This window comes from Aminobacter sp. P9b (assembly GCF_045345995.1).
Taxonomy (GTDB): Bacteria; Pseudomonadota; Alphaproteobacteria; order Rhizobiales; family Rhizobiaceae; genus Aminobacter; species Aminobacter niigataensis.
In genome coordinates, this window is the sequence record NZ_CP150082.1 from 4,361,779 (window position 1) to 4,384,440 (window position 22,662).

Annotated in this window: 27 protein-coding genes and 1 pseudogene; 13 read left to right on the plus strand and 15 right to left on the minus strand. The window is 63.7% G+C overall.

Annotated elements, in window-relative coordinates; genetic code table 11:
- The first annotated feature begins 35 nt into the window (after nt 1-35).
- Complete coding sequence (locus tag WHT83_RS21465) at nt 36-236, plus strand: hypothetical protein (protein ID WP_108607352.1); 201 nt, start codon at nt 36-38, stop codon at nt 234-236.
- 6 nt (nt 237-242) lie between these two features.
- Nucleotides 243-488, plus strand: a complete 246-nt coding sequence (locus WHT83_RS21470; RefSeq protein ID WP_406872343.1) for a hypothetical protein — start codon at nt 243-245, stop codon at nt 486-488.
- A gap of 50 nt (nt 489-538) precedes the next feature.
- Here the strand turns inward: WHT83_RS21470 and WHT83_RS21475 are convergent, their stop codons facing one another.
- Complete coding sequence (locus WHT83_RS21475; protein ID WP_406872344.1) at nt 539-907, minus strand: hypothetical protein; 369 nt, start codon at nt 905-907, stop codon at nt 539-541.
- Between the two features lie 215 nt (nt 908-1,122).
- Between WHT83_RS21475 and WHT83_RS21480 the strand changes: the two genes are divergently transcribed.
- A complete protein-coding gene (locus WHT83_RS21480; RefSeq protein WP_108607349.1) occupies nt 1,123-1,545 on the plus strand; it encodes a glyoxalase/bleomycin resistance/extradiol dioxygenase family protein in 423 nt (140 codons plus the stop codon).
- 46 nt (nt 1,546-1,591) lie between these two features.
- On the opposite strand, the gene WHT83_RS21485 is transcribed toward WHT83_RS21480, so the two are convergent.
- The gene (locus tag WHT83_RS21485; protein ID WP_406874030.1) at nt 1,592-2,071 is read right to left on the minus strand and encodes an Lrp/AsnC family transcriptional regulator; all 480 of its coding nucleotides are present in this window, start codon (nt 2,069-2,071) and stop codon (nt 1,592-1,594) included.
- A gap of 99 nt (nt 2,072-2,170) precedes the next feature.
- On the opposite strand from WHT83_RS21485, the gene WHT83_RS21490 reads away from it, so the two are divergent.
- From WHT83_RS21490 to WHT83_RS21500, 3 genes are all read left to right on the plus strand, one after another.
- Complete coding sequence (locus WHT83_RS21490; protein ID WP_406872345.1) at nt 2,171-3,367, plus strand: diaminopropionate ammonia-lyase; 1,197 nt, start codon at nt 2,171-2,173, stop codon at nt 3,365-3,367.
- Nucleotides 3,368-3,483: 116 nt separating this feature from the next.
- Nucleotides 3,484-4,842 carry a serine hydrolase gene (locus WHT83_RS21495; protein ID WP_406872346.1) on the plus strand — a complete coding sequence of 453 codons (1,359 nt, stop codon included), beginning with the start codon at nt 3,484-3,486 and terminating at the stop codon, nt 4,840-4,842.
- Between the two features lie 71 nt (nt 4,843-4,913).
- A complete protein-coding gene (locus WHT83_RS21500) occupies nt 4,914-5,732 on the plus strand; it encodes an alpha/beta fold hydrolase (protein WP_406872347.1) in 819 nt (272 codons plus the stop codon).
- 5 nt (nt 5,733-5,737) lie between these two features.
- Here the strand turns inward: WHT83_RS21500 and WHT83_RS21505 are convergent, their stop codons facing one another.
- From WHT83_RS21505 to WHT83_RS21515, 3 genes are all read right to left on the minus strand, one after another.
- Complete coding sequence (locus WHT83_RS21505; RefSeq protein WP_318764014.1) at nt 5,738-8,881, minus strand: efflux RND transporter permease subunit; 3,144 nt, start codon at nt 8,879-8,881, stop codon at nt 5,738-5,740.
- A 112-nt stretch (nt 8,882-8,993) separates the two neighbouring features.
- Nucleotides 8,994-10,139, minus strand: a complete 1,146-nt coding sequence (locus WHT83_RS21510) for an efflux RND transporter periplasmic adaptor subunit (RefSeq protein ID WP_108607344.1) — start codon at nt 10,137-10,139, stop codon at nt 8,994-8,996.
- A 53-nt stretch (nt 10,140-10,192) separates the two neighbouring features.
- Nucleotides 10,193-10,798, minus strand: a complete 606-nt coding sequence (locus tag WHT83_RS21515; RefSeq protein WP_108607343.1) for a TetR family transcriptional regulator — start codon at nt 10,796-10,798, stop codon at nt 10,193-10,195.
- Nucleotides 10,799-11,165: 367 nt separating this feature from the next.
- On the opposite strand from WHT83_RS21515, the pseudogene WHT83_RS21520 reads away from it, so the two are divergent.
- Nucleotides 11,166-11,811, plus strand: a pseudogene (locus WHT83_RS21520) (DUF1326 domain-containing protein).
- Nucleotides 11,808-12,623 carry a DUF2182 domain-containing protein gene (locus tag WHT83_RS21525; protein ID WP_406872348.1) on the plus strand — a complete coding sequence of 272 codons (816 nt, stop codon included), beginning with the start codon at nt 11,808-11,810 and terminating at the stop codon, nt 12,621-12,623. Before WHT83_RS21520 ends, WHT83_RS21525 begins: the two are co-directional and overlap by 4 nt.
- Here the strand turns inward: WHT83_RS21525 and WHT83_RS21530 are convergent.
- From WHT83_RS21530 to WHT83_RS21555, 6 genes are all read right to left on the minus strand, one after another.
- Entirely contained in the window at nt 12,620-13,147 is a 528-nt protein-coding gene (locus tag WHT83_RS21530; protein WP_108607340.1) for a GNAT family N-acetyltransferase, read from the minus strand. The two genes, WHT83_RS21525 and WHT83_RS21530, sit on opposite strands and share 4 nt — an antisense overlap.
- Nucleotides 13,148-13,153: 6 nt before the next feature.
- Nucleotides 13,154-13,726 carry a helix-turn-helix domain-containing protein gene (locus WHT83_RS21535; RefSeq protein ID WP_406872349.1) on the minus strand — a complete coding sequence of 191 codons (573 nt, stop codon included), beginning with the start codon at nt 13,724-13,726 and terminating at the stop codon, nt 13,154-13,156.
- Between the two features lie 104 nt (nt 13,727-13,830).
- Nucleotides 13,831-14,481: a class I SAM-dependent methyltransferase gene (locus WHT83_RS21540; RefSeq protein WP_406874031.1), complete on the minus strand. Its 651-nt coding sequence runs from the start codon at nt 14,479-14,481 to the stop codon at nt 13,831-13,833.
- Between the two features lie 162 nt (nt 14,482-14,643).
- Nucleotides 14,644-14,937, minus strand: coding sequence for a GYD domain-containing protein (locus WHT83_RS21545; protein ID WP_108607337.1), 294 nt, complete (start codon nt 14,935-14,937; stop codon nt 14,644-14,646).
- Between the two features lie 165 nt (nt 14,938-15,102).
- On the minus strand, nt 15,103-15,675 hold the full coding sequence (gene gfa / locus WHT83_RS21550) for an S-(hydroxymethyl)glutathione synthase (RefSeq protein WP_406872350.1): 573 nt from the start codon (nt 15,673-15,675) through the stop codon (nt 15,103-15,105).
- A 263-nt stretch (nt 15,676-15,938) separates the two neighbouring features.
- Nucleotides 15,939-16,682 carry an outer membrane protein gene (locus WHT83_RS21555; protein WP_406872351.1) on the minus strand — a complete coding sequence of 248 codons (744 nt, stop codon included), beginning with the start codon at nt 16,680-16,682 and terminating at the stop codon, nt 15,939-15,941.
- 411 nt (nt 16,683-17,093) lie between these two features.
- On the opposite strand from WHT83_RS21555, the gene WHT83_RS21560 reads away from it, so the two are divergent.
- Nucleotides 17,094-17,462, plus strand: coding sequence for a hypothetical protein (locus tag WHT83_RS21560; protein WP_406872352.1), 369 nt, complete (start codon nt 17,094-17,096; stop codon nt 17,460-17,462).
- A gap of 52 nt (nt 17,463-17,514) precedes the next feature.
- On the opposite strand, the gene WHT83_RS21565 is transcribed toward WHT83_RS21560, so the two are convergent.
- Nucleotides 17,515-17,964 carry a Kazal-type serine protease inhibitor family protein gene (locus WHT83_RS21565; RefSeq protein ID WP_406872353.1) on the minus strand — a complete coding sequence of 150 codons (450 nt, stop codon included), beginning with the start codon at nt 17,962-17,964 and terminating at the stop codon, nt 17,515-17,517.
- Nucleotides 17,965-18,398: 434 nt separating this feature from the next.
- On the opposite strand from WHT83_RS21565, the gene WHT83_RS21570 reads away from it, so the two are divergent.
- From WHT83_RS21570 to WHT83_RS21585, 4 genes are all read left to right on the plus strand, one after another.
- Complete coding sequence (locus tag WHT83_RS21570) at nt 18,399-18,611, plus strand: cold-shock protein (protein WP_006202520.1); 213 nt, start codon at nt 18,399-18,401, stop codon at nt 18,609-18,611.
- Between the two features lie 207 nt (nt 18,612-18,818).
- On the plus strand, nt 18,819-19,229 hold the full coding sequence (locus tag WHT83_RS21575; protein ID WP_108607333.1) for a hypothetical protein: 411 nt from the start codon (nt 18,819-18,821) through the stop codon (nt 19,227-19,229).
- 181 nt (nt 19,230-19,410) lie between these two features.
- A complete protein-coding gene (locus WHT83_RS21580) occupies nt 19,411-19,623 on the plus strand; it encodes a cold-shock protein (RefSeq protein ID WP_018428999.1) in 213 nt (70 codons plus the stop codon).
- Nucleotides 19,624-19,828: 205 nt separating this feature from the next.
- Nucleotides 19,829-20,257: a BA14K family protein gene (locus WHT83_RS21585; RefSeq protein WP_108607332.1), complete on the plus strand. Its 429-nt coding sequence runs from the start codon at nt 19,829-19,831 to the stop codon at nt 20,255-20,257.
- A gap of 135 nt (nt 20,258-20,392) precedes the next feature.
- Here WHT83_RS21585 and WHT83_RS21590 read toward each other — a convergent pair whose 3' ends face one another.
- The 3 genes from WHT83_RS21590 to WHT83_RS21600 form a co-directional block, all read right to left on the minus strand.
- The gene (locus WHT83_RS21590; protein WP_318764004.1) at nt 20,393-21,034 is read right to left on the minus strand and encodes an MBL fold metallo-hydrolase; all 642 of its coding nucleotides are present in this window, start codon (nt 21,032-21,034) and stop codon (nt 20,393-20,395) included.
- Nucleotides 21,035-21,270: 236 nt separating this feature from the next.
- A complete protein-coding gene (locus WHT83_RS21595; RefSeq protein ID WP_108607330.1) occupies nt 21,271-21,561 on the minus strand; it encodes a hypothetical protein in 291 nt (96 codons plus the stop codon).
- 151 nt (nt 21,562-21,712) lie between these two features.
- Nucleotides 21,713-22,606, minus strand: coding sequence for a branched-chain amino acid aminotransferase (locus tag WHT83_RS21600; protein WP_406872354.1), 894 nt, complete (start codon nt 22,604-22,606; stop codon nt 21,713-21,715).
- Nucleotides 22,607-22,662 lie beyond the last annotated feature (56 nt).

The window sequence follows — 22,662 nt, forward strand, 5'->3', positions numbered from 1 at the left end:
GTTGCCCCCGATTGGCATCATGTTATCTTGTCAGCATGACCAAGCTCGAGCAGATCGAAAAGTCGGTTGAGTCTCTGTCCAAGGACGAGCTGAAGGAGTTCGCCGCGTGGTTCGCAGAACTGCAGGCCGAACGCTGGGACCGACAGATCGAGGAAGACGTCGCCGCCGGCAAGTTGGACAGGTTTGCGGAAGAAGCCTTGGCTGAACTCAAGTCCGGACGGACGCGGCCGCTTTGAACCATCATGCCAGCTCAAGGTTCTGGGCGGCATGCGATCTTCTCCCTGAGCCTGGTGCAGCAATTGGCCGACAAGAATTTTGCCTTGCTTCGCGCAGACCCGCACCACCCTTCACTGCCTCTGAAGTCTGTCGGCCGCTATTGGTCGGTGCGTGTCGGGCGTGACCATCGCGCGGTCGCCGTCAGACTGGAGCACGACTTCGTCTGGTTCTGGATTGGGAAGCACGCAGAATACGACAAGCTTCTTCGTTGAAGCTTGATTGCCCCTGGCCGTGCCGACCCGTCTAGCTCCAATTGACGAATTCACGCGCCACGCATCGCCATGTTCAAATGGCGTTTTGGTGTGCCACGCAAAGGAGCATGTGCAATGGCAAGGTTCCAGCGCTTCACCTCGGCCGCGATCTTCGCAAGCGCGGTCCTGACCTTCTCCGCAGCGGAAGCCGGCCCGGTGCCGGCGGCGAAACCCGCGATGCCGTTCTTCGCCGTCGGCAGTGCTCCCATCCTGATCGGCAGCCGGTCGGTCACGGTCTCCAAGTCGACGAGCAAGTCGAGCTCACGCTCCAGGAGCTGCTCCAACGGCAGTTGCACCACCGACAGCGACTCCCAGAGCAATACCGGCACCAGTTCGTCGACCAGCACCTCGACGAGCACCAGTTCGTCGAGCAATTCCAACACGAACTCGAACTGAGCCGGCTCACGCCTGCCAGCACGATGCCTCCGGTCGTTCGCGAAAAATGTTGGCCGGACATGTAGGTTCCGGCAGGCTTCGTTCGTCTTCAGTTCAAGGCATCCAACCGCCGAGCGCGCCACGCACCCGGTTCGATGCCTGAACAGCCGAGTCGCACGCTTTCGCCGGCGGCAACGGCCATCAACGAACGGAGAGAAAAATGCCCGACAGCACTGCACCGACCGCCGCTCCCCCGGTTCTCGGCGGCCTGATCGCCTATCTGCAGGTCGACGGCGCCAGCAAGGCGGCCGAATTCTACACGCGCGCCTTCGGCGCCGAGACGGCCTTCGCCATCCCGCCGGACGAGCAGGGCCGGACTATGCACATCCACCTCTACGTCAATGGCAGTTCCATGATGCTCTGCGACGCCTACCCTGAACACGGCCATCCCCACGAAAAGGCGCAGGGTTACACCATGCAGCTCATCCTCGGCGACAACATCGATGCCTGGTGGAAGCGCGCCGTCGATGCCGGCTGCGAGGTCGTCGTTCCGCTCGACGTGATGTTCTGGGGCGACCGCTGGGGCCAGTTGCGCGATCCCTTCGGCGTCTCCTGGGCCATGAACGCACCGGTCAAGAAGTAGCGGCCTTCATAGATGAAACCCGTCCGCCGGGCGGCGGACGGGGCGTTCAGCCAACCGGCACGGTCAGCCCGGCCTTCACCCGGTCCATCGCCACCAGCGTGCGAAACCGCCTAATGTTGGGATTGGCGAAGAACAGCCGCCGCGTCAGCGCCTCGTATTCGGCCATGCTTGCGACCGTGACCACCAACACGAAATCGGCCTCGCCGGTGACGTAGTAGCACTGCTGCACCTCGGGCGCGGCGGCAAAGCTCGCTTTTGCCGCATCAAGCAGGTCGACACGCTCGCTCTCCACCGCAATCTCGACGATGGCGGTGATTGGTCGTCCGACCTTTTCGGGGTCGATCACCGCGACATTGGCAGAGATCACGCCGCCCTCTTCCATGCGCTTGATGCGCCGCTGCACCGCCGGCGCCGACAGGCTGATCGCTTCGCCGATCTCGCGTTGCGGCGTGGTATTGTCGCGTTGAAGAATGGCCAGGATCTTCAGGTCGAATTCATCGAGACCCGGTACCGCCTGCCTGTCCATCATCCCTCGCGAAACAAACTTGCACCAATGACGCCAGAATAGAGCGCATTTCTCGCCGGCGCTGCAATATAAATGCGCCGAAAGAGGAGACATCGACCCATGCTTATTCGCAACCAGCACTCGGACTATCGCCGGCCGCTCGAGCCAATCGACGCCGAGACGCTTGGTGTCGAGGCCGCGGAGGCCGTCGAACGCTTCCTGTCGCACCGGCCCAACCACAAGCCGACGCCGCTGCGGTCGCTGCCTGCGCTTGCCGCTGACCTCGGCCTCGGCGCCATCCACCTCAAGGACGAGGGTTATCGCCTCGGCCTCGGCAGCTTCAAGGCGCTCGGCGGCGCCTATGCCGTCATCCGCCTGGTGCTGGAAGCGGCGGAAAGCCAGCTCGGCCGTCCGGTCGGCATGGCCGAACTGCACAGCCCTGAAGTGGCAAAGATCTCGGCAGCCATGACCTTCGGCTGCGCCACGGACGGCAACCATGGCCGCTCGGTCGCGCAAGGGGCACAGCTTGTCGGCGCCCGTTCGGTGATCTTCGTCCATGGCGGCGTCAGCGACGCACGTGTCGCCGCCATCGCCCGCTACGGCGCCGAGATGGTGCGTGTTGCCGGCACCTATGACGATTCGGTCGCCGAGGCGGCGCGGGTCTGCGAGGCGAGTGGCTGGACCGTCGTTTCCGACACGTCGTGGCCCGGCTACGAGCGCATCCCCGGCCTCGTCATGCAGGGCTACACCGCGATAATGCGCGAGGCACTGGAGAAGCTGCCGGCGCCGCCGACCCATGTCTTCGTCCAGGCCGGCGTCGGCGGCATCGCTGCCGCTGCCGCCGCCTATCTTTCGAGCCGCTTCGGCGAGAACCGCCCGACCTTCGTGGTCGTCGATCCGGCACGCGCCGCCTGCATCTTCGAGACCGCGCGGACAGGACACCCGGTCAAACTCCAGCACGGCGAGCCGACCGTCATGGCGATGCTCGAATGCTACGAACCCTCGCCGCTTGCCTGGCGCATCCTGTCGCGTGTCGCCGACGCCTTCATGACCGTCGAGGACGAAACGGCCATCGAGATTATGAACCGCCTCGCCCGCCCGCTCGGCCACGACCCGGTGGTGGTCGCGGGCGAAAGCGGCGGAGCCGGCATGGCCGGGCTGCTCACCGCCGTGCGCGATCCGGAGATGCGCGCTGCGATCGGCCTCGATGCTCAATCTCGCGTTTTACTGGTGGTCACCGAAGGCGCCACCGATCCAGATCGCTACCGCGAACTCGTCGGCCTACCGCCGGCCGACCTCATAAGCAGCGGCGATTGACGGCAAGTGACGGACCGTGCCTTCTCCCACAGGGGAGAAGGTGAGCCCGCCATGCTGGCGTAATGTGCGACCGGTATCAGCCGCCATCCGCATCTGGCATGAGGGCCAATCGACCGATGACCGTTTCTGTTCCTATGGACGCTCCATCCAGCACGCAATTTCCGTCCGATGCCGAGATCAGGCGTATCCTCGTTGAGCGCATCGACCCGCAGCGGCAGAGCCTCGGCATCGTCGTCGGCACCTTCGGCGCGGCAGGCCGCCGCGTCATTGCCCATGGCCAATTCGGCGCCTTTCATGCCCGCCCGGTCGACGGCGACACTGTCTTCGAGATCGGCTCGATCACCAAGGTTTTCACCGCCCTGCTGCTCGCCGAGATGGCCGGGCGCGGCGAGGTCGGGCTCGATGACCCGGTCGCAAGCTACCTGCCCGCAGAGGTGGCCGTGCCGGAACGCGACGGCAGGCAGATCACCCTTGTCGACCTGGCGACCCATACCTCGGGGCTGCCGCGCCTGCCCGACAATTTCGCGCCGGCCGACGAGGAAAACCCCTATGCCGACTACACGGTCGAGCAGCTTTATGCGTTTCTATCCGGCTACGCCCTGCCCCGAGACATCGGCAGCCAGTACGAATATTCCAACCTGGCGATGGGCCTCCTTGGTCATGCGCTCGCGCTGCGCGCTGGCAAGGACTATGGAAGCCTGGTCCGCGAGCGCATCCTTGCGCCCCTCGGCATGTCGTCGACGGCCGACGCCGTCCTTGGCGACATGAAGCACCGGCTCGCCAACGGCCATGGCCACACCCTCGCTCCCGTTTCCTGTTGGGATCTGCCGACGCTCGCCGGCGCCGGCGCGCTTTTGTCCACGGCAAACGACCTGCTGAATTTTCTCGAGATGCTGCTTGGCGCGCGCACCTCGCCGCTTTCCTCGGCACTCGCCACAACCTTGGCGACGCGCCGTCCGATGGGCCTCGGCACCGACGAGACCGGGCTCGGCTGGGTCATTTCAGGCAGCGGCGACGACCAGATGATCTGGCACAATGGCGGCACCGGCGGCTATCGTTCCTTCCTCGGCTTCCTGCCGGCCAAGGGCATGGGAGTCGTTGCCCTGTCCAACACCTCGACCGAGGTCGGTGTCGACGACATCGGTGCTCACCTGCTCAAGCGCGACAGCCCGCTCGCCCCGCCGCCGAAGGTGCGCGTTGCGGTGGCCGTCGATCCGGCGATCTATGACGGCTATGTCGGCAATTACCCTTTGGCGCCGGACTTCGTCCTGACCATCACGCGCGAAGGCGAACAACTGTTCGCGCAGGCGACCGGCCAAGGCAAGGCCGAGATTTACCCGGAAAGCGAAGTGCATTTCTTCTACAAGGTCGTCGACGCCCAGATCAGCTTCGACGTCGACGGCAGCGGCCGGGCGTCGGGCCTGAAGCTGCATCAGAATGGCCGGGACATGCCGGCGCAGCGCGTGACGGGATAGCCGCCAGCCGACGGACCGGCTATCCTGCCCGCGTCGAAGCCGATGCTTCGGCGCGATGGGTCCGGTCCCTGATGCAACGGCTGTCCCAGGACGATTTCGCCGCCTCGAAGCAGGATTGCCTGCTGCCGAACGGTATCCGCCTTGCCTATGTCGAAATGGGCGAAGCAGGCGGAACACCTGTGCTGCTCCTCCACGGCTTCACCGACAGCGCGCGAAGCTGGAGCCTGATTGCACCTCATCTTGCCGGCGGCTTTCGGCTCATTGCACTCGATTTGCGCGGCCATGGCCGTTCCGACAAGCCGGAGGGCTGCTACACCATCCCCGAAATGGCCCATGATATCAGGCTTTTCCTCGCCCAGCTCGGCACCGCGCAAGCCCATGTCGTCGGCCATTCGTTGGGAGGGCGGCTCACGCAGGCCCTCGCCGAGCGCTGGCCGCAGATCATCGGCAAGATCGTGCTGATGTCGACCTCGGCAGTGCCGCGGGAACGCACCGGCTGGCTGTGGGAAAACATCCTCGCACTGCGCGACCCCATCGATCCGGAATCCGCGTTCATCCGGGCCTGGTGCGCCGGCACGGTCCCGGTCGACGAGGCATTCCTCTCCCATGTCCGGCGGGAATGCGCCTCGGTTCCGGCCCGCATCTGGCATTCGATCCACTACGAGCAGACGGCCTACGACCCCTTCCCGCTGCTGCAGGACATTTCGGCGCCGACGCTCATCATGCGCGGTGAACACGACGACATCGCCACGGCAGAACATCAGGCCCAGATGCTGGGCGCGATCGGTGGCGCCCGGCTGATCACGTTGCCCGGCCTCGGCCACAACATGCATTGGGAGGCGCCCGGCCTTGTCGCCGGGCACATCAGTGCTTTTCTCCAGGCGCCGTAGGCCGCCTATTCCGCCGCCAGTGCCGGCCTGTGCGCAATCTCGGCGACATTGCCGCGATCCTCGCCCTCGGGCTCTGCCTGCTTCTTCTTCGGCTCCTTGCCGAAGAACAGCGCATATCCGGCCGGCAGAACCAGGATGGTCAAGACGGTCGCCACCAGGATGCCGCCCATCATGGCGTAGGCGAGCGGGCCCCAGAACACGCCGCGCGAGATCGGGATCAGCGCCAGCACGGCCGTCATCGCCGTCAGCATGATCGGCCGGAAGCGTCGCACGGCAGCTCCGATGATCGCCTCGTAGCGCTCCATGCCGGCGGCGATATCCTGGTCGATCTGGTCGACGAGGATGATCGAGTTGCGGATGATGATGCCGAGCAGCGCGATCACGCCGAGGATGGCGACGAAGCCGAAGGGCGCGCCCGATATCAGCAGCGCCGCCGCTGCCCCGATGATGCCGAGCGGACCGGTCGCCAGCACCAGCATCGCCTTGCCGAAGTGCTGGAGTTGCACCATCAGCAGAAGGACGATCACCAGCAGCATGACCGGCGCCTTGGCGGCGATCGAGGCCTGGCTTTCGGCCGCATCCTCGGCACCGCCCTGGATCTCGACCTTGTAGCCGGCAGCCAAGCTGTCGCGCAGCGGCTTGAGTTCGTTGAACAGCTTCATCGTCACGTCATTCGGCTGCACGCCGTCCGGCAAGGTCGCCCTCACCGTAATCGTCGGCAGGCGGTCGCGGCGCCATTCGATGCCCTGCTCCATGACGGGCAGCACCTTGGCCACCTGCGACACCGGCACGAAGCCACCGAAGTCGGTCGGCACATAGACGGAGTTGACCGCCGACAGCAGCTGGCGATTGGCCGCCGGCTCGCGGGCAACGATCGACACCGTCTCCTCGCCGTCGCGGAAGTCGTCCAGCGGCGCACCCTGCATCGCCGCCTGCAGCATCTGGCGAATGCGCTGCGAGGAAACGCCCAGTGCGCGCGCCCGGTCCTGGTCGATCACCAGCTTCATCGCCGGCACCGGCTCGAGCCAGTCGTCGTGAATGGCGTCGAGTTCGGGCGTCGCCGCGAACTTGGCCTTCACCTCGTCGGCGATGCGCCGCACTTCGGTACGGTCCGGACCGACAACGCGCAACTGCACCGGCCAGCCGGTGGGCGGCCCGAGGAACAGGCGGTCGACCTTGCCGCGGATCGAGGGGAAATCCTCGGCCAGGATGGTGCGCAGCTTGACGATCAGCCTTTCGCGCGCCGGCTCGTCATTGGCCATGATCAGCAGCTGGGCGAAGTTCGGATTGCGCAGCTGCTGGTCGAGCGGCAGGAAGAAGCGCGGCGCGCCCTCGCCGATATAGGTGGCGATGAACTTCTTGTCCGGATCGTCCATCATGCGCGCTTCCAGCGCCTCGGCCTGCTTTTCCACCTCCTTGATGCTGGTGCCTTCAGGCAGCCACAGATCGACCAGGATTTCCGGCCGCGACGACTGCGGGAAGAAGTTCTGCGGAATGAACTGGAAGGCGAACAGGCTGCCGAAGAAGGTCACCAGCGTCAGGGCCAGAACGATGATGCGGTGGCGCACGGCCCAGCTGACCGTCGCGCGCAGCCGGCGGTAGAAGCTGGTGTCGAATGCGTCGTGATGGCTGCCGGCGTGATTGCGCTGCTTGAGGATCATGTTGCCGAGCCATGGCGTGAAATAGACTGCAACGAGCCACGAGATCACCAGCGCGATGCCGACGACATAAAACAGCGAGCGCACATATTCGCCTGCCGTCGATTCAGCAAAACCGACGGGGATGAAGCCGGCCGTGGTGATCAGGGTGCCGGTCAGCATTGGAAAGGCCGTCGAGGTGTAGGCGAAGCTCGCCGCCTCGACCTTGACCAGCCCTTCCTCGAGCTTTCGTTCCATCATCTCGACGACGATCATGGCGTCGTCGACGAGCAGGCCCAGCGCGATGATCAGCGCGCCGAGCGAGATGCGCTGCAGGTCGATGCCGAGTTCGTACATGATGGCGAAGGTGGCGGCGAGCACCAGCGGGATGGTGATCGCGATCACCAGGCCCGAGCGCCAGCCGATCGACAGGAACGACACCACGAGCACGATCAGCAGCGCCTCGATCAGCGCCTTCATGAACTCGCCGATGGCTTCGGTGACGACCTCCGGCTGGTTGGAGATCTGGTCGACGGAGACGCCGTAGGGCAGAGATTCCTCGAAACGCTTATAGGTCTCCTCGACGGCATGGCCGACATCAGTGACCTTGAAACCCTTGGCCATCACCACGCCGACCTGGACGCTGTCCTGGCCGTTGTAGCGGAACTTGCGCTGATAGGGATCTTCGAGGCCAGTCGTCACGGTGGCGATGTCGCCAAGCCGGGTGATCTGGTCGCCGGCGCGCAGCCTAAGCTCGCGGATGTCGGCCGTCTTGGAGAGATCGCCCTCGACCGAGATGCGTACCGAATGCGTGCCGGTGTCCACCGCGCCCGCCGGGTCGATGTTGTTCTGGCCGGCAATCGTGTTACGCACGTCGTTCAGCGTAAGCCCGCGTTCGGCCAGCGCCTTGGAGGAGACGTCGATATAGATACGCTGCGGCTGGTCGCCGAGGATGACGGCCTTTTCGACGCCGGGCGTCGTCAAGAGCATGTCGCGCGCCTTGATCGCCTGCGCCTTCAGCTCGGGATAGCTGTAGCCCTCGCCAGCAATCGAATGCAGCGTGATGAAGGTGTCGCCGAACTCGTCATTGAAGAACGGCCCGAGCAGGCCCTGCGGCAGCTCGCTGGAGATGTCGCCGACCTTCTTGCGCACCTGATAGAACGCGTCCTTGACCTCGGCGGTGTCGGTGTCGCCCTTCACCTGGACGGTGATGATGGCGCTGCCGGCGCGGGTGTAGGACTTCACCCAGTCGAGATGCGGGGTTTCCTGCAGCTTGCGCTCGATCTTGTTGACGACCTGGTCCTGCATCTCCTCGATCGAGGCGCCGGGCCAGATCGCCTGTACCACCATGACGCGGAAGGTGAATTCCGGGTCCTCGCTCTGGCCCATGCGCATCAGGCCGAGCGCGCCGGTGATGATGATCAGGCCGAACAGGAAACGCGCAATGCTCGGATGCCCAATCGCCCAACGCGAAAGGTTGAAGGGCTTCTTGTCCTGGCTGGAATTGTCCATGGCCGTGGTTCCAATTGGCGCACGCGACCGGGATCCGGCACAGCAGATGCGCAGGTTCAATATTGAATGGCGTTGGCGGCGGCCCCATCGGCCGCCGCAGCGGGCACTGTTCTCAGCGAATTGCCGCGGTGGCTTCGTTCGCCGCCGCGCGCTGTTCTGGCGTCGGCAGCTTGACCTTCAGGTTTTCGGTCATGAACTGCGTGCCGGCTGCCACCACGATGTCGCCCGGCTTCAAGCCTTCGGCCACCTGCACGCCGTCGGCGGCGAAGCTGGCCACCTTGATGCCACGCGCATGCACGGTTTCCCGGTCGTTGTTGACCACCCAGACGATCTCCTTGCCGTCCTGCTTGGCCAGTGCGCTGAGCGGGATCGACACGACCGCCTTGCCGCTCTGGACTGACGCCTCGATGGTGGCGCTCATGCCGAGCAGGACACGGCTGTCGTCAGGCAGGCTGACCCGCACCGAGAAGGTCCGCGACTGCGGATCGGCACTGCCGGCGACCTCGCGCACCTTGCCGTCGAGCACGAGCTTGTCGTCCGACCAAAAGCTCACCTTGACCGGCTTGCCGGGCTGGAACTGGGCGATCTCCAGTTCGGGGACGGCGATCTGCACTTCCTTGTCGCCATCTACCGCGACCGCGACGACCGGCGTCCCGGCGCCAACCACCTGGCCGGTATCGGCGCTGACGGAGGTGACGATGCCGCTCTGGTCGGCACGAAGATCGGCATAGCCGACCTGGTTCCTGGCCTGGCGCAGCGACGAAAGGGCCGCGTCGCGCTGTGACGATGCCTGCTTGTAGGCAAGTGCCGCCTGCTCGCGCTGCGCCTCGGAGGCGAATTTCTTGGCAAACAGCTGATCGGCGCGTTCATCGGCCAGGCGGGCGGTCTCGACCTGCTTTTCGGCAGCTTGGAGGCTCGCCTCGGCGCTGCTCTCGCCAAGTTGGTAGTCGGTCGGATCGATGCGAGCGAGAAGGTCGCCCGGCTTTACCTTGTCGCCGATATTGACCACCCGTTCGGTGATCTTGCCGGCGACGCGGAAGCCGAGGTTCATCTCGGTCCGCGCCTTTACGGCTCCGGAATAGTCGAGTTCGCGTGTCGCATCCGTGCTGGCGATCTCCACCACCTTGACCGGGCGAATGGCCTCGACGGTCTCGGTCTTGGCTTCAGAGCAGGCGGAAAGGCCAACGCCAAGCAGCGACACCAAAGCCAGGCTGGCCAGAGGACGCAGGTTCGCATTGAAGGTCTTGAACGAAATCATCGTTCGCACTCCTGGTTGTCTGTTTATCTGGATGCCGGCCCGTCGGCCGCTTGTTACTTCAGCGCCCTCAGGGCGTATTCCGTTAGTTCCTCGAACGTCGCGCGGTTCGGTTTGTTGACGCACTGCGACACCATCTGCGGGTGGCACAGTGTCGCCGTTGCAGCACCGAAGCAGCGCGCGGCAATCTGCGGATCCTGCTTGGAGAACTCGCCGGCGGCGATGCCCTGCGCGATGACTTCCGCAATCAGGTCGTGCAGCCGGTCAATGTGCTTTTCAATGACGTGCCAGTCGCGCTCCAGCGCGACGACGACCATCTCATGCACCTTTTCCTGGTCGAGCATGGTCTCGACGGTCAGGTTGTGCTGGGCATAGATGAAGCGGCGCAAACGATCGCTGGCGCTGCCTTCAGCACGCAGGATTTCGCAGGCCATCTGGTAGACCGCACCGAGCATACGGCCGCAGATCGCCTGGTGGATTTCGACCTTGGAGGCGAAGAACCGGTAGATATTGGCCGGCGACATGCCGAGGTCGCGGGCAATGTCGGCCACATTGGTCTTGGTGTAGCCGTAGTGCCTGAACAGCCGCTCGGCGGAATCGAGGATGCGCCCGACAGTCTCCTGTCGCGCTAGATCCACGGGGCTTTCAGCAACGTCGTTCATGTTCAGGTCGCTCGATTTTACGACTGACGAATTTCTAATTTCGTCAGTCGTAAAACTTTATTCGTCTTCCGTCAATCCGCTGCACTGCAAAAACTGACATAAGCTGCCATCTGGCAGGAACCCGGGAGCCCGTTGCGCCCGCGCACTGGCCTTCGAGCTTCGTTGTATGGCGATGCAGTCCTTGGGCGTCACACCGGGAAATTGGCGAGGCGGCAATCGCTCCTTAGGCCGGTTATGGAGACCGCCGATTTCTGCTACACTACGTGGCTTCTGGGGACGGTGCCGAACGTTCCGGCGTGGCTATTCCAGCTACCTGGGACGAACCCGCAAACGACTTGCCGAGACTTGCAAACGCAAGGAGGTGAAGATGTCGGCCGTCAAATGGACCATCAAGGGACGTGAATTCCTGCATTGCAACTGCGCCTATGGCTGCCCCTGCCAGTTCAATGCGCTCCCCACCCAAGGCCACTGCCGCGCCATCGGCGCGATCGATATCGAGCAGGGTCATCATGGCACCACCAAGCTCGACGGGTTGCGCATCGCCATGATCGTGGCCTGGCCAGGCGCGATCCATCACGGCCACGGCCAGGTTGTTGCGATCGTCGACGAACGGGCGACGCCGGAGCAACGGGAAGCGCTGCTCAGGATCATGACGGGTGAGGACACCGAACCCGGCGCGACATTCTTCCAGGTCTTTTCGACGACCTTCGAGAAGGTCCACGACCCGGTCTTTGCCAAGATCGACATCCAGGTCGACATCGACGGGCGCACCGCGCGTGTGAACATTCCCGGCGTCATGGAGGCCCGCGGCGAGCCGATCCTGAACCCGGTGACATCAGAGGCCCATCGGGCACGCATCAACCTTCCCAACGGCTTCGAATACACCGTCGCCGAAGTCGGTCGCGGCTGGGTCAAGACGTCAGGCGCGATCGAGCTCGATCTCAAGGATTCTGCATGCGCATTTCGCCCGGATGCACATGACTGAAAGCGGGGTTGTCCGCCCGACTCAATGAGCGCCACTCGCCTCGAACTCCTGTTGAAGCGAGATCGGGCGGTCGTCCTGGCCGCCATCGTGGCCATTGTCGCGCTGGCATGGGCCTATGTGGCCTGGCTCGCTGCGAACATGGGAGCAGCGCCTTCAGGCACTGACATGCCCGGGATGGACATGCCTGGAATGGACATGGGCGGCACGCTCGCCCCTGCCCTGCGGGGCTGGAGCGTCGGCGACTTCGCCTTCATGTTCGCCATGTGGGCAATCATGATGATCGGCATGATGTTGCCCTCCGTGGCGCCCATGCTGCTTGTCTATGCCGGCGTGGGGCGCCAGGCCGGCTCACAGGGCAAGCCCTTCGCCGCGACCGCTTGGTTCGCCGCCGGCTACCTGCTGGCCTGGGTTGCCTTTTCCATGATTGCCACATCTGCTCAATGGATGCTGGAAAGCGTCCTGCTGCTGACGCCTATGACGGGCCTCGGCACAAGGATTGGCGGCGTCGTGCTCATCGCGGCCGGCATCTACCAGTGCACACCGCTCAAGGACGTCTGCCTGTCGACCTGCCAGAGCCCGATGCAGTTCATCATGCGCCATGGCGGCTTCCGCTCCGATCCCCGCAGTGCGATCAATCTCGGGGTCGAGCACGGCACCTACTGCATCGGATGCTGTTGGGCACTGATGGCGATCCTGTTCGTCGTCGGCATCATGAACCTGCTCTGGGTCGCAGCAATCGCCGCTTTCATCCTGCTGGAAAAAATCATCGTTCCTGGCCGCCTGCTGTCGCGCGCGGCAGGCGCCGTCCTGATCGGCGCCGGCGTCTGGATGCTGCTCTAGAGCGTCTTGTACATGATCGTCGTCGGATCGAGACGATCCCCGCCCATCGGATCGCGGGCGAAGCCTGGGATGACGCCGACAGTCCGGTAGCCCAGCGCTGTATAGAGCGGTTCGGCATTGTCGCCGGTACGCGTGTCCAGCGTCATCAGGCTGCGTCCCAATTCCCGCGCCCGCACCTCGAGTTCTTTCATCAGCAGTTGCGCGATGCCCTGGCGACGGAAGCCGGGATGCACCATCAGCTTGTTGACGTCGGCACGGTGCGGCTGGTTGGGCATGGTATCGCAGCCGAGCTGGACGGTGCCGGCGATCCTGTCGTCCTTGCTTGCCACCAGCATGAACCGCGTCCCCTCGCGCACCCCGGGCAGCACCTTGCCTGTCCAGAACGCCTCGGCCTCGGCATGCGAATAGGGCAACACGAAGCCGATGCTTGCGCCGTCATGTACGCAGGCGTGCAGGAGTGCCCCCAACGCGCCGAGGTGGCTTTCGATGTCGTCGGCGGAAAAGGTCGTGATGACGACGGTCATGATGCCTCACACGATAAACAGGAGATACTTCGCGCCCATCTCTTCAGGCGTGGCAAAGGCGCTCGGCCCGAACAGCTGGTAGCGCAGGCAGTCGCCGGCACCGAGTTCGTGCGTCCTGCCGTCAACCGTCACGGCCAGCCGCCCGGTGACAAGAAGCAGATGGTGCTCGAGGCCCGGCCGTGGCGGCGCGTCGTAGCTTATCCTCACGTCCGGATCGAGCTCACACTCCAACGCCTCCCCGGCCAGCGTCTGCGCCGGCGGCGAGATCGAACGTCGACGAAAACCGATTTCGGGGTCCGACCAGGTGGCCTGCACGTCGCGGCGCACGACCGGCGCGAACTCGCCTTCGACCATGTGCATCAGCCGCGACATCGTCAGCCCATAGGCAGCACAGAGCTTGCCGAGCACGCTGACGGTCGGGCTGACCTCGGCGTTTTCCAGCCGCGACAGCGTTGCCCGGCTGACGCCGCTGCGCTTGGCCAGTTCGTCCAGCGACCAGCCGCGCTCGGCCCGCAACGACCGCAGCCGCTGGGCGATACGCCGGTCGATGCCGGTTTCATCGAGGAGTGAACTTTCCATATATGAGAAATATTCTCACAACAGGGATGATGTCAAGATAGCGCTCACATCGCGTCGTTCGTCATCCACTGCGCTCGTCTTCCGGAATGAAGGGCGAAGGGCCTTTACCCGAACGAAAACACAGCGCTCGGCTTCAACGCCACCGCACTGCCTGTACCGACATCGGCCACCGCATGTTCGGCGACCAGCCTCAGCCGCGTATGCGGCAGGTGCGCGCGGCCGGGGTCGCCGACAAGCACGTCGATGCCTTGGACCACGCATCGGTCGAGGAAGGCGGTGACGCGGCTTGCAAGATCGGCGGCGTAAAAAAGATCGCCGACCAGGATCAGGTCGACATCCGGCGCCGCGCCACCGGTCAGGTCGGCGGCCGCTGTGCTGACATGCACATCGTTGAACTCGGCATTGAGGCGGATCGCAGCGACGCCGTTGCGGTCGGTCTCGGCCGCCAGCACCGACCGTGCCCCCGCTTTCGCCGCGGCGATGCCGACCAGTCCCGAGCCGGCGCCCAGGTCGAGCACGCGCCGCCCCCGCACCGTGTCCGGCCGGTCTAGGATGTGACGGGCAAGCACCAGCCCGCCGGCCCACTGGTAAGCCCAGTAGGGCGGCGCCGGATCCTCGCCTGCTGCGTCCGCATCGGCAGCAAGCCGCCACAGCCCGCTTGCCGGATGGGCACTGTAGAGACGGATCTCGGGCACCGAGGGCACTGTGGCGATGCGCATGTTGGCCCGGATGAATTCCGCCGGATCCGGATGCATCTCGTGTGTTGAGTTTTGACGATTCAAAGTCCGTTCCCACGCCGCGCGCTTGACTGCTGCGCACAATGGCCGACTTCGCGTCCAGCGCAAGCCCGCCTCTGGCGTCGATTGGGACAGAAGCCCGGCAAGCACCGAGGCTCCCGTCCCGCATGGGGAACGAAATCAAGCCATCTTGGCTATGATCTGGCGCATCTCTCCAGCGTCGAACGCCTTGAGTGTCTGGGCTCTGACATTGCCGAGTTCCGATATCGACAGGCTAAGCGCTGTCGCGGTCAAGTCATCGGGCGCCTCGGCAATGCTGATCACGTCGTATTTGCCGAGCGTCCACAACAGCGTGTGCACCTTGGCTCCACCCTTTTCCGCCATCGCCCTGAATGCGTCGGCCCGCTTCGTCGTGTCCCGTACGCTGCGAGCCCCTTGGTCAGTAAAGTTCACCAGGAAAACGTAATATGCCATTTCGACCTCCCTCGATTGCGGAGGCGTGCGGGCGCATCAGGCGTTGCCGCCGTTTCTCCCGTCCGCACGATAGCACGGATCGTCTGGCGATCATGTAGACGGAAGGGCGGCCTGGCATAGGCTTTACGAGCTAAGGCCGGCCCTTCCCCCTTGGCTGCGGCTGGGTCAGCCCTTCAGCACACCCGACTTCTTCGCCACCCAGGTAGCGATGTAGTCCATCAGCGCCGGCGACAGGCAATCATAGGGCTCGAGGCCGAGTTCCTTCAGCCGGGCACGCACGCCATCCATTTCGGAGGGATCGACCCCGGCCTCGATGATCGACGAGACGAAGGCAGCAAAGCTCGGTTCGGCCCAGCCTGCTTCCTGGAAACGCTCGGGATGGATAAAGTCGAGGCCCTTGAAGGCGTGGTCGCGCTCGACCGGGCCGTACATGTGCACGCCGCAGCCCTTGCAGGCGTGGCGCAGGATCAGTGCGCTCGGGTCGACCACGGCGAGCTTGTCGCCGTTTTCCAGCACGGTGACGTTTTCATGGGCCGTGACGGCCACCACCGAAAACCTGGCGCCGTCGGGCTTCCAGCACTTGGTGCAGCCGCAGGCGTGGTTGTGGGCGACCTGCCCCTTGATCGCCACCTTCACCGGGCGGTCGGCGCAGGCGCAGACCAGCGTGCCGCCGCTGAAGCTGGCGCTGCCCGGCTTGACGCCGCCATCGAGTGCTGGATGTATCGATACTGAAGCCATGACCTGTTCCTCCCAGTTGTGGCGTCCGCCCGGACGCCGTCAAACGCTATGCGGCAGAACTCTATTCGGCTGGTCCCATACGATACATGTCGCGGAGGCTTTTGTGCATATCCGCCGTTCCGATCCGGTCGGACAGTTGTGGCATGAAACGGGCCTTCGCCCGAACCTGCCGGCACGGCGCCGATTGCTTGGTCTTGCGCATGTCCAGACAAGCAAAAACCCCGCCAGTAACGGCGGGGCTTGGGTTCGTTCTGATGTAACGATTAGAACCGGTAGTTCAAGCCGAGTTTAACAGCACTGAACTGCATGTCGAAATTGCGGTTGTTGACCGGATTTCCCGGGAAGTTCGCATCGACGAGCATGACCCTGTTCTTGCCGAGATCGGTATACAGGTACTCGCCCTTCAGCGACCACTTGTCCGTAAGTGCATATTCGGCACCAGCCCCAACCGTCCAGCCGACTGCGATATCCGACTTGGATGTTTCAAACTTAGTAGCGCAACCGGTGGGCGGAAGGGGAGCCCCAACAACGCGAGCCCGGTCACAGCCAAGCATGTGATCGACATTGGCCCAGGCCAGGCCGCCCGTGACAAAAGGCAGGAAGCGGCCGGCGGAATAGCCGAGGCGCGCGCGGAGCGTACCGAGGGCGGTTATTTCATCCTCGGTGTAGTAGCCGTTGTACACGCTGATCGTCCGGCCGTCGAAGGCGCCGCTCACATTGCCCAGCGAAACGTCAGCTTCGACGCCGAGAACGACATTGTTCGAGAACTGGTGATTGTAGCCGGCCTGGATACCGCCGAATCCGCCGTCGATGTCCTGCTCCGTGGCATTCGGGTTGTTGACGTCGAGGACGGTACCCCAGCCATAACCGGCATGAACGCCGACATATCCGCCAGTCCAGTTTACCGAAAGATCAGCGGCCTCATGTGCAACTGTATCCGCCGCATATGCCGCAGAGCTAAACAACAATGAAACGGCTAGCGCCGCACCAGCCTTCACGAAAAACATTATATGCAATCCCTATTCAATGGATATGCATACGCAGATAGCAAGATTCTATCATGAATGCTATACTAGAAATTACGTATTCTTTATTTACTTGAGTTTACTTTCGATAAACTTTTCCAACGCGCAAGACCCCGGAATTGCACGATCGCAGGACACTTGCCCCCACCCGCCACCTGTCATTGCGCCGTCGTCGAGAACATGGAAGGGGCCAGCAGTCGCCTGGCGCAGGATCTCCTCGAAGCGCTCCTGCGTTTCGCGGCGCAAGTTGCGCGACCGGCCAACGGAAATAGCCGCAGCAAGAAAGCGGTAACCCTGCCAAGGCGAAATGGCTTCACGGCCACCGCAAGCCATTGAAGTTGGCTGCGCGCAGCGCAATCTGCTGGCTGGTTGTGCCACCCAAGGAGAAGCCGGATGAAATTCCTGGCCGTTTCGCTCGCCACTTTGTTGGCAGCAGCGATCTTGCCTGCCTCTGCCGCGCCGCTTTCGACGCCGTTCCAGCCGGCGATCGTTGGCCTCGTCGTCAAAGTCGGCGGCTGCCACGAAGACGTGCGTGACTCGTATATCCCCGAGATCGGCCGGCGCGCGTCGCACTACCACGAGCAGGACAGTTGCCGGCCGGTGCTGGTCGGCGGCCGGCAGCAACCCGCGCGCCGATCAGCGGACTGCCACCGCGATGTGCGTACGCACCGCGTCGATGGCATCGTCTTGCGCCATCGCCATGTCGGCGACGATTGCCGCGTGCGCGAAGTCAGGCGCGCAAACGACTTTTCGCCGAACTGATCCTAATGGGACCAGCCTCCCGGCGCCGACAGCCGGGAGGCTGACCGCTGTTCTAGCAGGGGCCGTTGTCGACGACGCGGAAGCCGGCGGAATCAGCCTCGCAGGCATTGGGGAACGTACGCAAGGAACCGCCGCGCTGGCCGCAGACCGGCCGGTATTCCCTGGTGCAGAATTGCTGGTTGCCGCCCCCGCCGCCATTCCAGCCGCCACCACCGCCGTTCCAGCCGCCGTCGCCGCCACCGCCACGGCACTCGCCGCCGCGGATGATGCGGTAGCCGGCGGCCTCCGCCATGCAGGAGTTTGCGAAGGTCTGGCGATCATTTCCCCGCCGCGCGCAGACCGGATCATATTCGCGCGTGCAGAACTGGGGTCCGGGGTCCGGACGCGGCGGCCGCGGGCCGGGCCCAGGCCCCTCCTCCACCACCACGCAGGATGCGAGCATCAGCGACAGCAACAAGGCGACCGTTGCTCTTTGCACAAAGGTCTTTGCCGAAAACACCATGGAATTAGCTCCCTCTTGTTCCCGCTTCAGCGGGAACTGTCTCAGCCCCTGCCCCGATCCTCGCGATTCTGTCAACGAAAGCAATCCGTCAAGGGCGAACTGCCCCATCAGACGCGGCAATCTGGCCAATGGCTGTTTTCAGAATGTCGTATATTGATGCGACGCTGCGAAGTGCCATCGCCATTGGCCGCGACATCTTGCAACCTACGCGTTTCCATGCAATATCACATCCAGTTCGGGCGTTTGCTGACCCGGAGACTGGAACGTTTTGCACGACCCTTTCCCCGATACTGTGAATCTCTGACGACCCCGTGACTCGGCGGGGGGTTTTTATCGTGCGCGAATGCATGACCGCCAAGCAAAACCACCGACTTGCCGCCGACGCCAGGCGGCTGGCAGGTCCAGACCACTGAACGGGTGAAGGAGTTCTCCCAATGGCCCAGACCGGTACCGTAAAATTCTTCAACGCAACCAAAGGCTTCGGCTTCATTACGCCGGATGGCGGCGCCAAGGACGTTTTCGTCCACATCTCCGCTATCGAGGCTTCCGGCCTGCGCACGCTCGTCGATGGCCAGAAGGTCACCTTCGACGTCGAGCCTGACCGCATGGGCAAGGGTCCCAAGGCGGTCAACCTCCGCGCGGCTTAAGCCAAGCAAGGTTGCAGTTGTGATTGAAGGGCGCGATGGGCAACCGTCGCGCCCTTTCCTTTTCGTCCATACAATTCCGAATATCACTCGGCCAATCAAGGAGATAGCAGCGCCTGCGCGGCTCGCCACGGTCTGGCGAGGCCGTGACAATCATGGCATATTCCTGCGCAGGGAGCTGAAACCGCCCCGCCCTGGAGGAGGCCGACGATGAAATTCCTGAATGCTCTGAGCGCGGCGCTGCTTGTTGCAGGCTTGGGCTACGGCGGCCCCGCTGCGGCCATGCCGACAAGTGACATGCCGCAAGCCGGCCCCGGTCTGCTGGTCCAGGTCCGTGGCTGCCACGGCGATCCCCAGCGCCACTTCGTTCCGCAATTCGGCCGTACCGAATGGCATGTCCACCGGCGGCCCGACTGCCGGCCGGTCCGAGTCCGACCGCCGATCCAGGTGCGCGACTGCCACCGCGATGTTCGCCGGCACTTTCTGCCGCGCTACGGCAACGTGCCCCACCGCCATATCGGCCCCAATTGCCGCGTACGGGTCTACAGCAGGTTCGATCCGCACCGCCCACGGCCACCTTCCTGCATCCAGATCGGGCCGATCCGCTACTGCGAATACTGAGCCGGAAAACGTCGACCACGCACCGCTGAAAGCCGTGCTTTTGCGGGCCAGGCGCCGCTTTCGGGCGGCGCCGGAGAGCAAAACTTTTGCTTGCCGATGGCCCAAAAATGAACGACAAATTTCCACTTCGGGCATTTGCCGGCCCGAAGAACTGGAATTGATGGGATCAGAGGAGTTTCCCATGCCGCAGACCGGCACCGTCAAGTTCTTCAATCATGCCAAAGGCTTCGGCTTCATCACGCCGGACGACGGGGCGAAGGATGTCTTCGTCCACATCTCGGCTGTGCAGGCGTCAGGCCTTCCCGGTCTTGAGGATGGGCAGAAGGTTTCTTTCGACACCGAGCCGGACAAGCGCGGCAAGGGCCCGAAGGCAGTCAATCTGACCGTAGGCTGAGAGCCCGCGATCCAGGCCGGGCTTGAGCACCGGCCACATTTGCGCAGCAGTGCCTGACGCCGCGCCGCATAGCGTCTGTCGGCTTCGATCGGCTCGAATGTTCGCCGAAAGTCTGTTCAGGCTGCGTTCAGCCTCGGTCCCCTAGACAAGTTGTCGACGCTCATTTCCTGCCTCGATACGGGCCGGACGGCGAAGGAGACCCGACATGAACCGCACCATCAAGACCCTCGTCCTTTCGGCAGCCGTTGCCGCCACCACGCTCGCCACCCTGCCGGTGGCAGAGGCCGGTGAGCGCTGGCGCCGCCACAACCGCCACGACAACACCGGCGCGATCGTCGCTGCCGGCGCGCTTGGCCTGATCGCCGGTGCGGTCATCGCCGGCAATGGCAACCGTTCGCAGCCGGTCTACGACGACTATTACGACTATGAGCCGCAGCCGCGCCGCGTCTATCGCGAGGACTATTACCGCCCTGCCCCGGTGCAGCGCCGCGTGGTCTACCGCAACAGCTACGCAATCGAGCCGTGGAGCCCGGAATGGTACAGCTACTGCTCGGACCGCTACCGCAGCTTCAAGCCGCGCAGCGGCACCTTCACCGGCTATGACGGGCTGGAGCATTTCTGCACCGCCAACTAACGTTCACGGGCTTCGTCGAACGGCCTTCCCTGCCCGGCCGTTCGAAAGCAGCCCGACGCGACGACAATAACAAACGGCGCCAGCCTTGGGGTTGGCGCCGTTTTTCATTTCGCGCCGGTCGGGACACCCGCGGTCTCAGACGAGGTAGGGATTGCTCCGGCGCTCGTCACCGAAACGGCTGCCGGGGCCGTGACCGCAGATGAAGCCGATCTCGTCGCCGAGCGGCAAAAGCTTCTCCTTGATCGAGCGGATCAGCGTCGCATGGTCGCCGCCATAGAGGTCCGTGCGGCCGACCGAGCCCTGGAACAGCACGTCGCCAACATGGGCGAACTTTGCCTCGCGATTGTAGTAGACGACGTGGCCGGGCGCGTGGCCGGGGCAATGCAGCACTTCGAAGACATGGCTGCCGAACGAGACCGTCTCGCCTTCGGTCAGGAACCGGTCGGGCACGCAATTGCGCACCGAGCCGCCCATGCCGAATTTCTGCGCCTGCGTGGCGAGGTTGTCGAGCAGCGGCTTGTCGGCTTCGTGCGGCCCGATGATGTCGACGCCGAGCGCTTCCTTGAGCTCCATCGCCCCGCCGGCATGGTCGATATGGCCGTGCGTCAGCCAGATGGCCGTGATGTTGATGCCGTTATCCTTGAGCACCGAAAGGATGGTGTCGACATCCCCGCCCGGATCGACGACGACGCCGGTCTTGTCTTCGGTGTCGAAGAGGATCGTGCAATTCTGCTGGAAGGGCGTGACCGGCACGATCCCGGCATTGAGCTGTCCCATGGCTGTCCTTTCTGATCTTTGCCCCGACATAGTGCATGACCCCGAAAATCGGAATGGATTTTCGGAAAGGATCATGCACCAATTCAATATTTACAGCGTCCTTTGCGCGTCCAATTGGATGCGCGGCGCTGTTGGGTCAGTCGCGACATTCGTCCACAGCGATCAGCCTGGCAGCCTCTGTCAAAAATGAAATGGGCGGCCGCAGCCGCCCAATCCGAATTCCGTCTGAAACGCTTTTACTTCTTCATCGCGCCCATGACGGCGCCAACGATCGCCGTCAGGATGGCGCCGCCGCCTGCGCCGCCGACCACGTCGCCAAGGATGCCGCTGAGCGCGCCGGCGGTTGCCGGATCAGCAGCGCCGCCAAGGAGACTGCCGAGGATCTGGCCGCCTGCAATACCACCGACGCCGCCTGCGATCAGCTTCGTCACCTGCCCCATCGCAGCTGTCTTGATCGCCGCGCCGACGGCCTGTCCACCGATTACGCCGGTTACAATCTGTATGATGATCGGAAGAAGCGATTCCATAACAATTCCCTCCAAATTGCATGCCGGCCCTCAGTCTGCCGACGTCAACATGAGACGCTGAAATCGGCGAATGTCAAATGCGCCACGAGGCAAGCAAAAGGGGCGGTCCGAAAACCGCCCCCATGCAATCCTTAGCTATTGAATTTGCTGGTTATTCCGCAGCAATGGCATGCTTGGGCTGAACCGCTGCCGAATAGTCGTTCATCAGCGTCCTGGCGATTTCGCCGACCTCGAATCGGCACTGGCCGATCTCCGAAACCGGCGTCACTTCGGCTGCCGTGCCGGACAGGAAGCACTGCTCGAAGCCTGCCAGTTCTTCCGGCATGATGGCGCGTTCGATCACCTCGATGCCGCGATCCTTGGCAAGCCCGATCACCGTGCGGCGGGTGATGCCGTCGAGGAAGCAATCCGGCGTCGGCGTGTGGACCTTGCCGTCCTTGACGAAGAAGATGTTGGCGCCAGTTGCCTCGGCGACCTGGCCGCGCCAGTCGAGCATCATCGCATCGGCATAACCCTTGGCCTCGGCCGCATGCTTGGACAGCGTGCAGATCATGTAGAGGCCGGCCGCCTTCGACTTCGAAGGTGCTGTGCGCGGGTCGGGACGGCGCCATTCGGCGATGTCGAGGCGGATGCCCTTCAGCTTCTGCGCCGGGTCGAAATAACTCGGCCACTGCCAGATGGCGACGGCGACGTTGATGCGGTTCTTGTGGGCGGCGACGCCCATTTCCTCGCTGCCGCGCCAGGCGATCGGGCGCACATAGGCGTCCTTGAAGCCCTGCTTCTTCAGCAGCTCGCGGCAGGCATCGTCGATCACGTCCACCGAATAGGGAATGGTGAAGCCAAGGAGCCGGGCCGATTCATGCAGGCGCTCGGTGTGCTCCGTCAGCTTGAAGATCTCGCCGCCATAGGCGCGTTCGCCTTCGAACACCGCGCTTGCATAGTGCAGGCCATGGGTTAGTACGTGAATCTTGGCGTCGGCCCATTGGACGAACTCGCCGTTCATCCAGATGAATCCATCGAGTTGGTCGAAAGGAACGGATGCCATGGTAAACCTTCCCGCAGGCGGGAGCCTGCCTATCGTTTCGTATCGTTCTTAATGGC

Coding starts and splice junctions, on each gene's coding strand:
- WHT83_RS21470 (WP_406872343.1), top strand. CDS start 243: ATGCCAGCTCAAGGTTCTGGGCGGCATGCGATCTTCTCCCTGAGCCTG.
- WHT83_RS21585 (WP_108607332.1), top strand. CDS start 19,829: ATGAACCGCACCATCAAGACCCTCGTCCTTTCGGCAGCCGTTGCCGCC.
- WHT83_RS21530 (WP_108607340.1), bottom strand. CDS start 13,147: ATGACCGTCGTCATCACGACCTTTTCCGCCGACGACATCGAAAGCCAC.
- WHT83_RS21485 (WP_406874030.1), bottom strand. CDS start 2,071: ATGGACAGGCAGGCGGTACCGGGTCTCGATGAATTCGACCTGAAGATC.
- WHT83_RS21565 (WP_406872353.1), bottom strand. CDS start 17,964: ATGGTGTTTTCGGCAAAGACCTTTGTGCAAAGAGCAACGGTCGCCTTG.
- WHT83_RS21560 (WP_406872352.1), top strand. CDS start 17,094: ATGAAATTCCTGGCCGTTTCGCTCGCCACTTTGTTGGCAGCAGCGATC.
- WHT83_RS21495 (WP_406872346.1), top strand. CDS start 3,484: ATGACCGTTTCTGTTCCTATGGACGCTCCATCCAGCACGCAATTTCCG.
- WHT83_RS21600 (WP_406872354.1), bottom strand. CDS start 22,606: ATGGCATCCGTTCCTTTCGACCAACTCGATGGATTCATCTGGATGAAC.
- WHT83_RS21590 (WP_318764004.1), bottom strand. CDS start 21,034: ATGGGACAGCTCAATGCCGGGATCGTGCCGGTCACGCCCTTCCAGCAG.
- WHT83_RS21555 (WP_406872351.1), bottom strand. CDS start 16,682: ATGTTTTTCGTGAAGGCTGGTGCGGCGCTAGCCGTTTCATTGTTGTTT.
- WHT83_RS21500 (WP_406872347.1), top strand. CDS start 4,914: ATGCAACGGCTGTCCCAGGACGATTTCGCCGCCTCGAAGCAGGATTGC.
- gfa (WP_406872350.1), bottom strand. CDS start 15,675: ATGGCTTCAGTATCGATACATCCAGCACTCGATGGCGGCGTCAAGCCG.
- WHT83_RS21595 (WP_108607330.1), bottom strand. CDS start 21,561: ATGGAATCGCTTCTTCCGATCATCATACAGATTGTAACCGGCGTAATC.
- WHT83_RS21575 (WP_108607333.1), top strand. CDS start 18,819: ATGAAATTCCTGAATGCTCTGAGCGCGGCGCTGCTTGTTGCAGGCTTG.
- WHT83_RS21545 (WP_108607337.1), bottom strand. CDS start 14,937: ATGGCATATTACGTTTTCCTGGTGAACTTTACTGACCAAGGGGCTCGC.
- WHT83_RS21480 (WP_108607349.1), top strand. CDS start 1,123: ATGCCCGACAGCACTGCACCGACCGCCGCTCCCCCGGTTCTCGGCGGC.
- WHT83_RS21580 (WP_018428999.1), top strand. CDS start 19,411: ATGCCGCAGACCGGCACCGTCAAGTTCTTCAATCATGCCAAAGGCTTC.
- WHT83_RS21535 (WP_406872349.1), bottom strand. CDS start 13,726: ATGGAAAGTTCACTCCTCGATGAAACCGGCATCGACCGGCGTATCGCC.
- WHT83_RS21570 (WP_006202520.1), top strand. CDS start 18,399: ATGGCCCAGACCGGTACCGTAAAATTCTTCAACGCAACCAAAGGCTTC.
- WHT83_RS21525 (WP_406872348.1), top strand. CDS start 11,808: ATGAGCGCCACTCGCCTCGAACTCCTGTTGAAGCGAGATCGGGCGGTC.
- WHT83_RS21490 (WP_406872345.1), top strand. CDS start 2,171: ATGCTTATTCGCAACCAGCACTCGGACTATCGCCGGCCGCTCGAGCCA.
- WHT83_RS21510 (WP_108607344.1), bottom strand. CDS start 10,139: ATGATTTCGTTCAAGACCTTCAATGCGAACCTGCGTCCTCTGGCCAGC.
- WHT83_RS21465 (WP_108607352.1), top strand. CDS start 36: ATGACCAAGCTCGAGCAGATCGAAAAGTCGGTTGAGTCTCTGTCCAAG.
- WHT83_RS21505 (WP_318764014.1), bottom strand. CDS start 8,881: ATGGACAATTCCAGCCAGGACAAGAAGCCCTTCAACCTTTCGCGTTGG.
- WHT83_RS21515 (WP_108607343.1), bottom strand. CDS start 10,798: ATGAACGACGTTGCTGAAAGCCCCGTGGATCTAGCGCGACAGGAGACT.
- WHT83_RS21540 (WP_406874031.1), bottom strand. CDS start 14,481: ATGCATCCGGATCCGGCGGAATTCATCCGGGCCAACATGCGCATCGCC.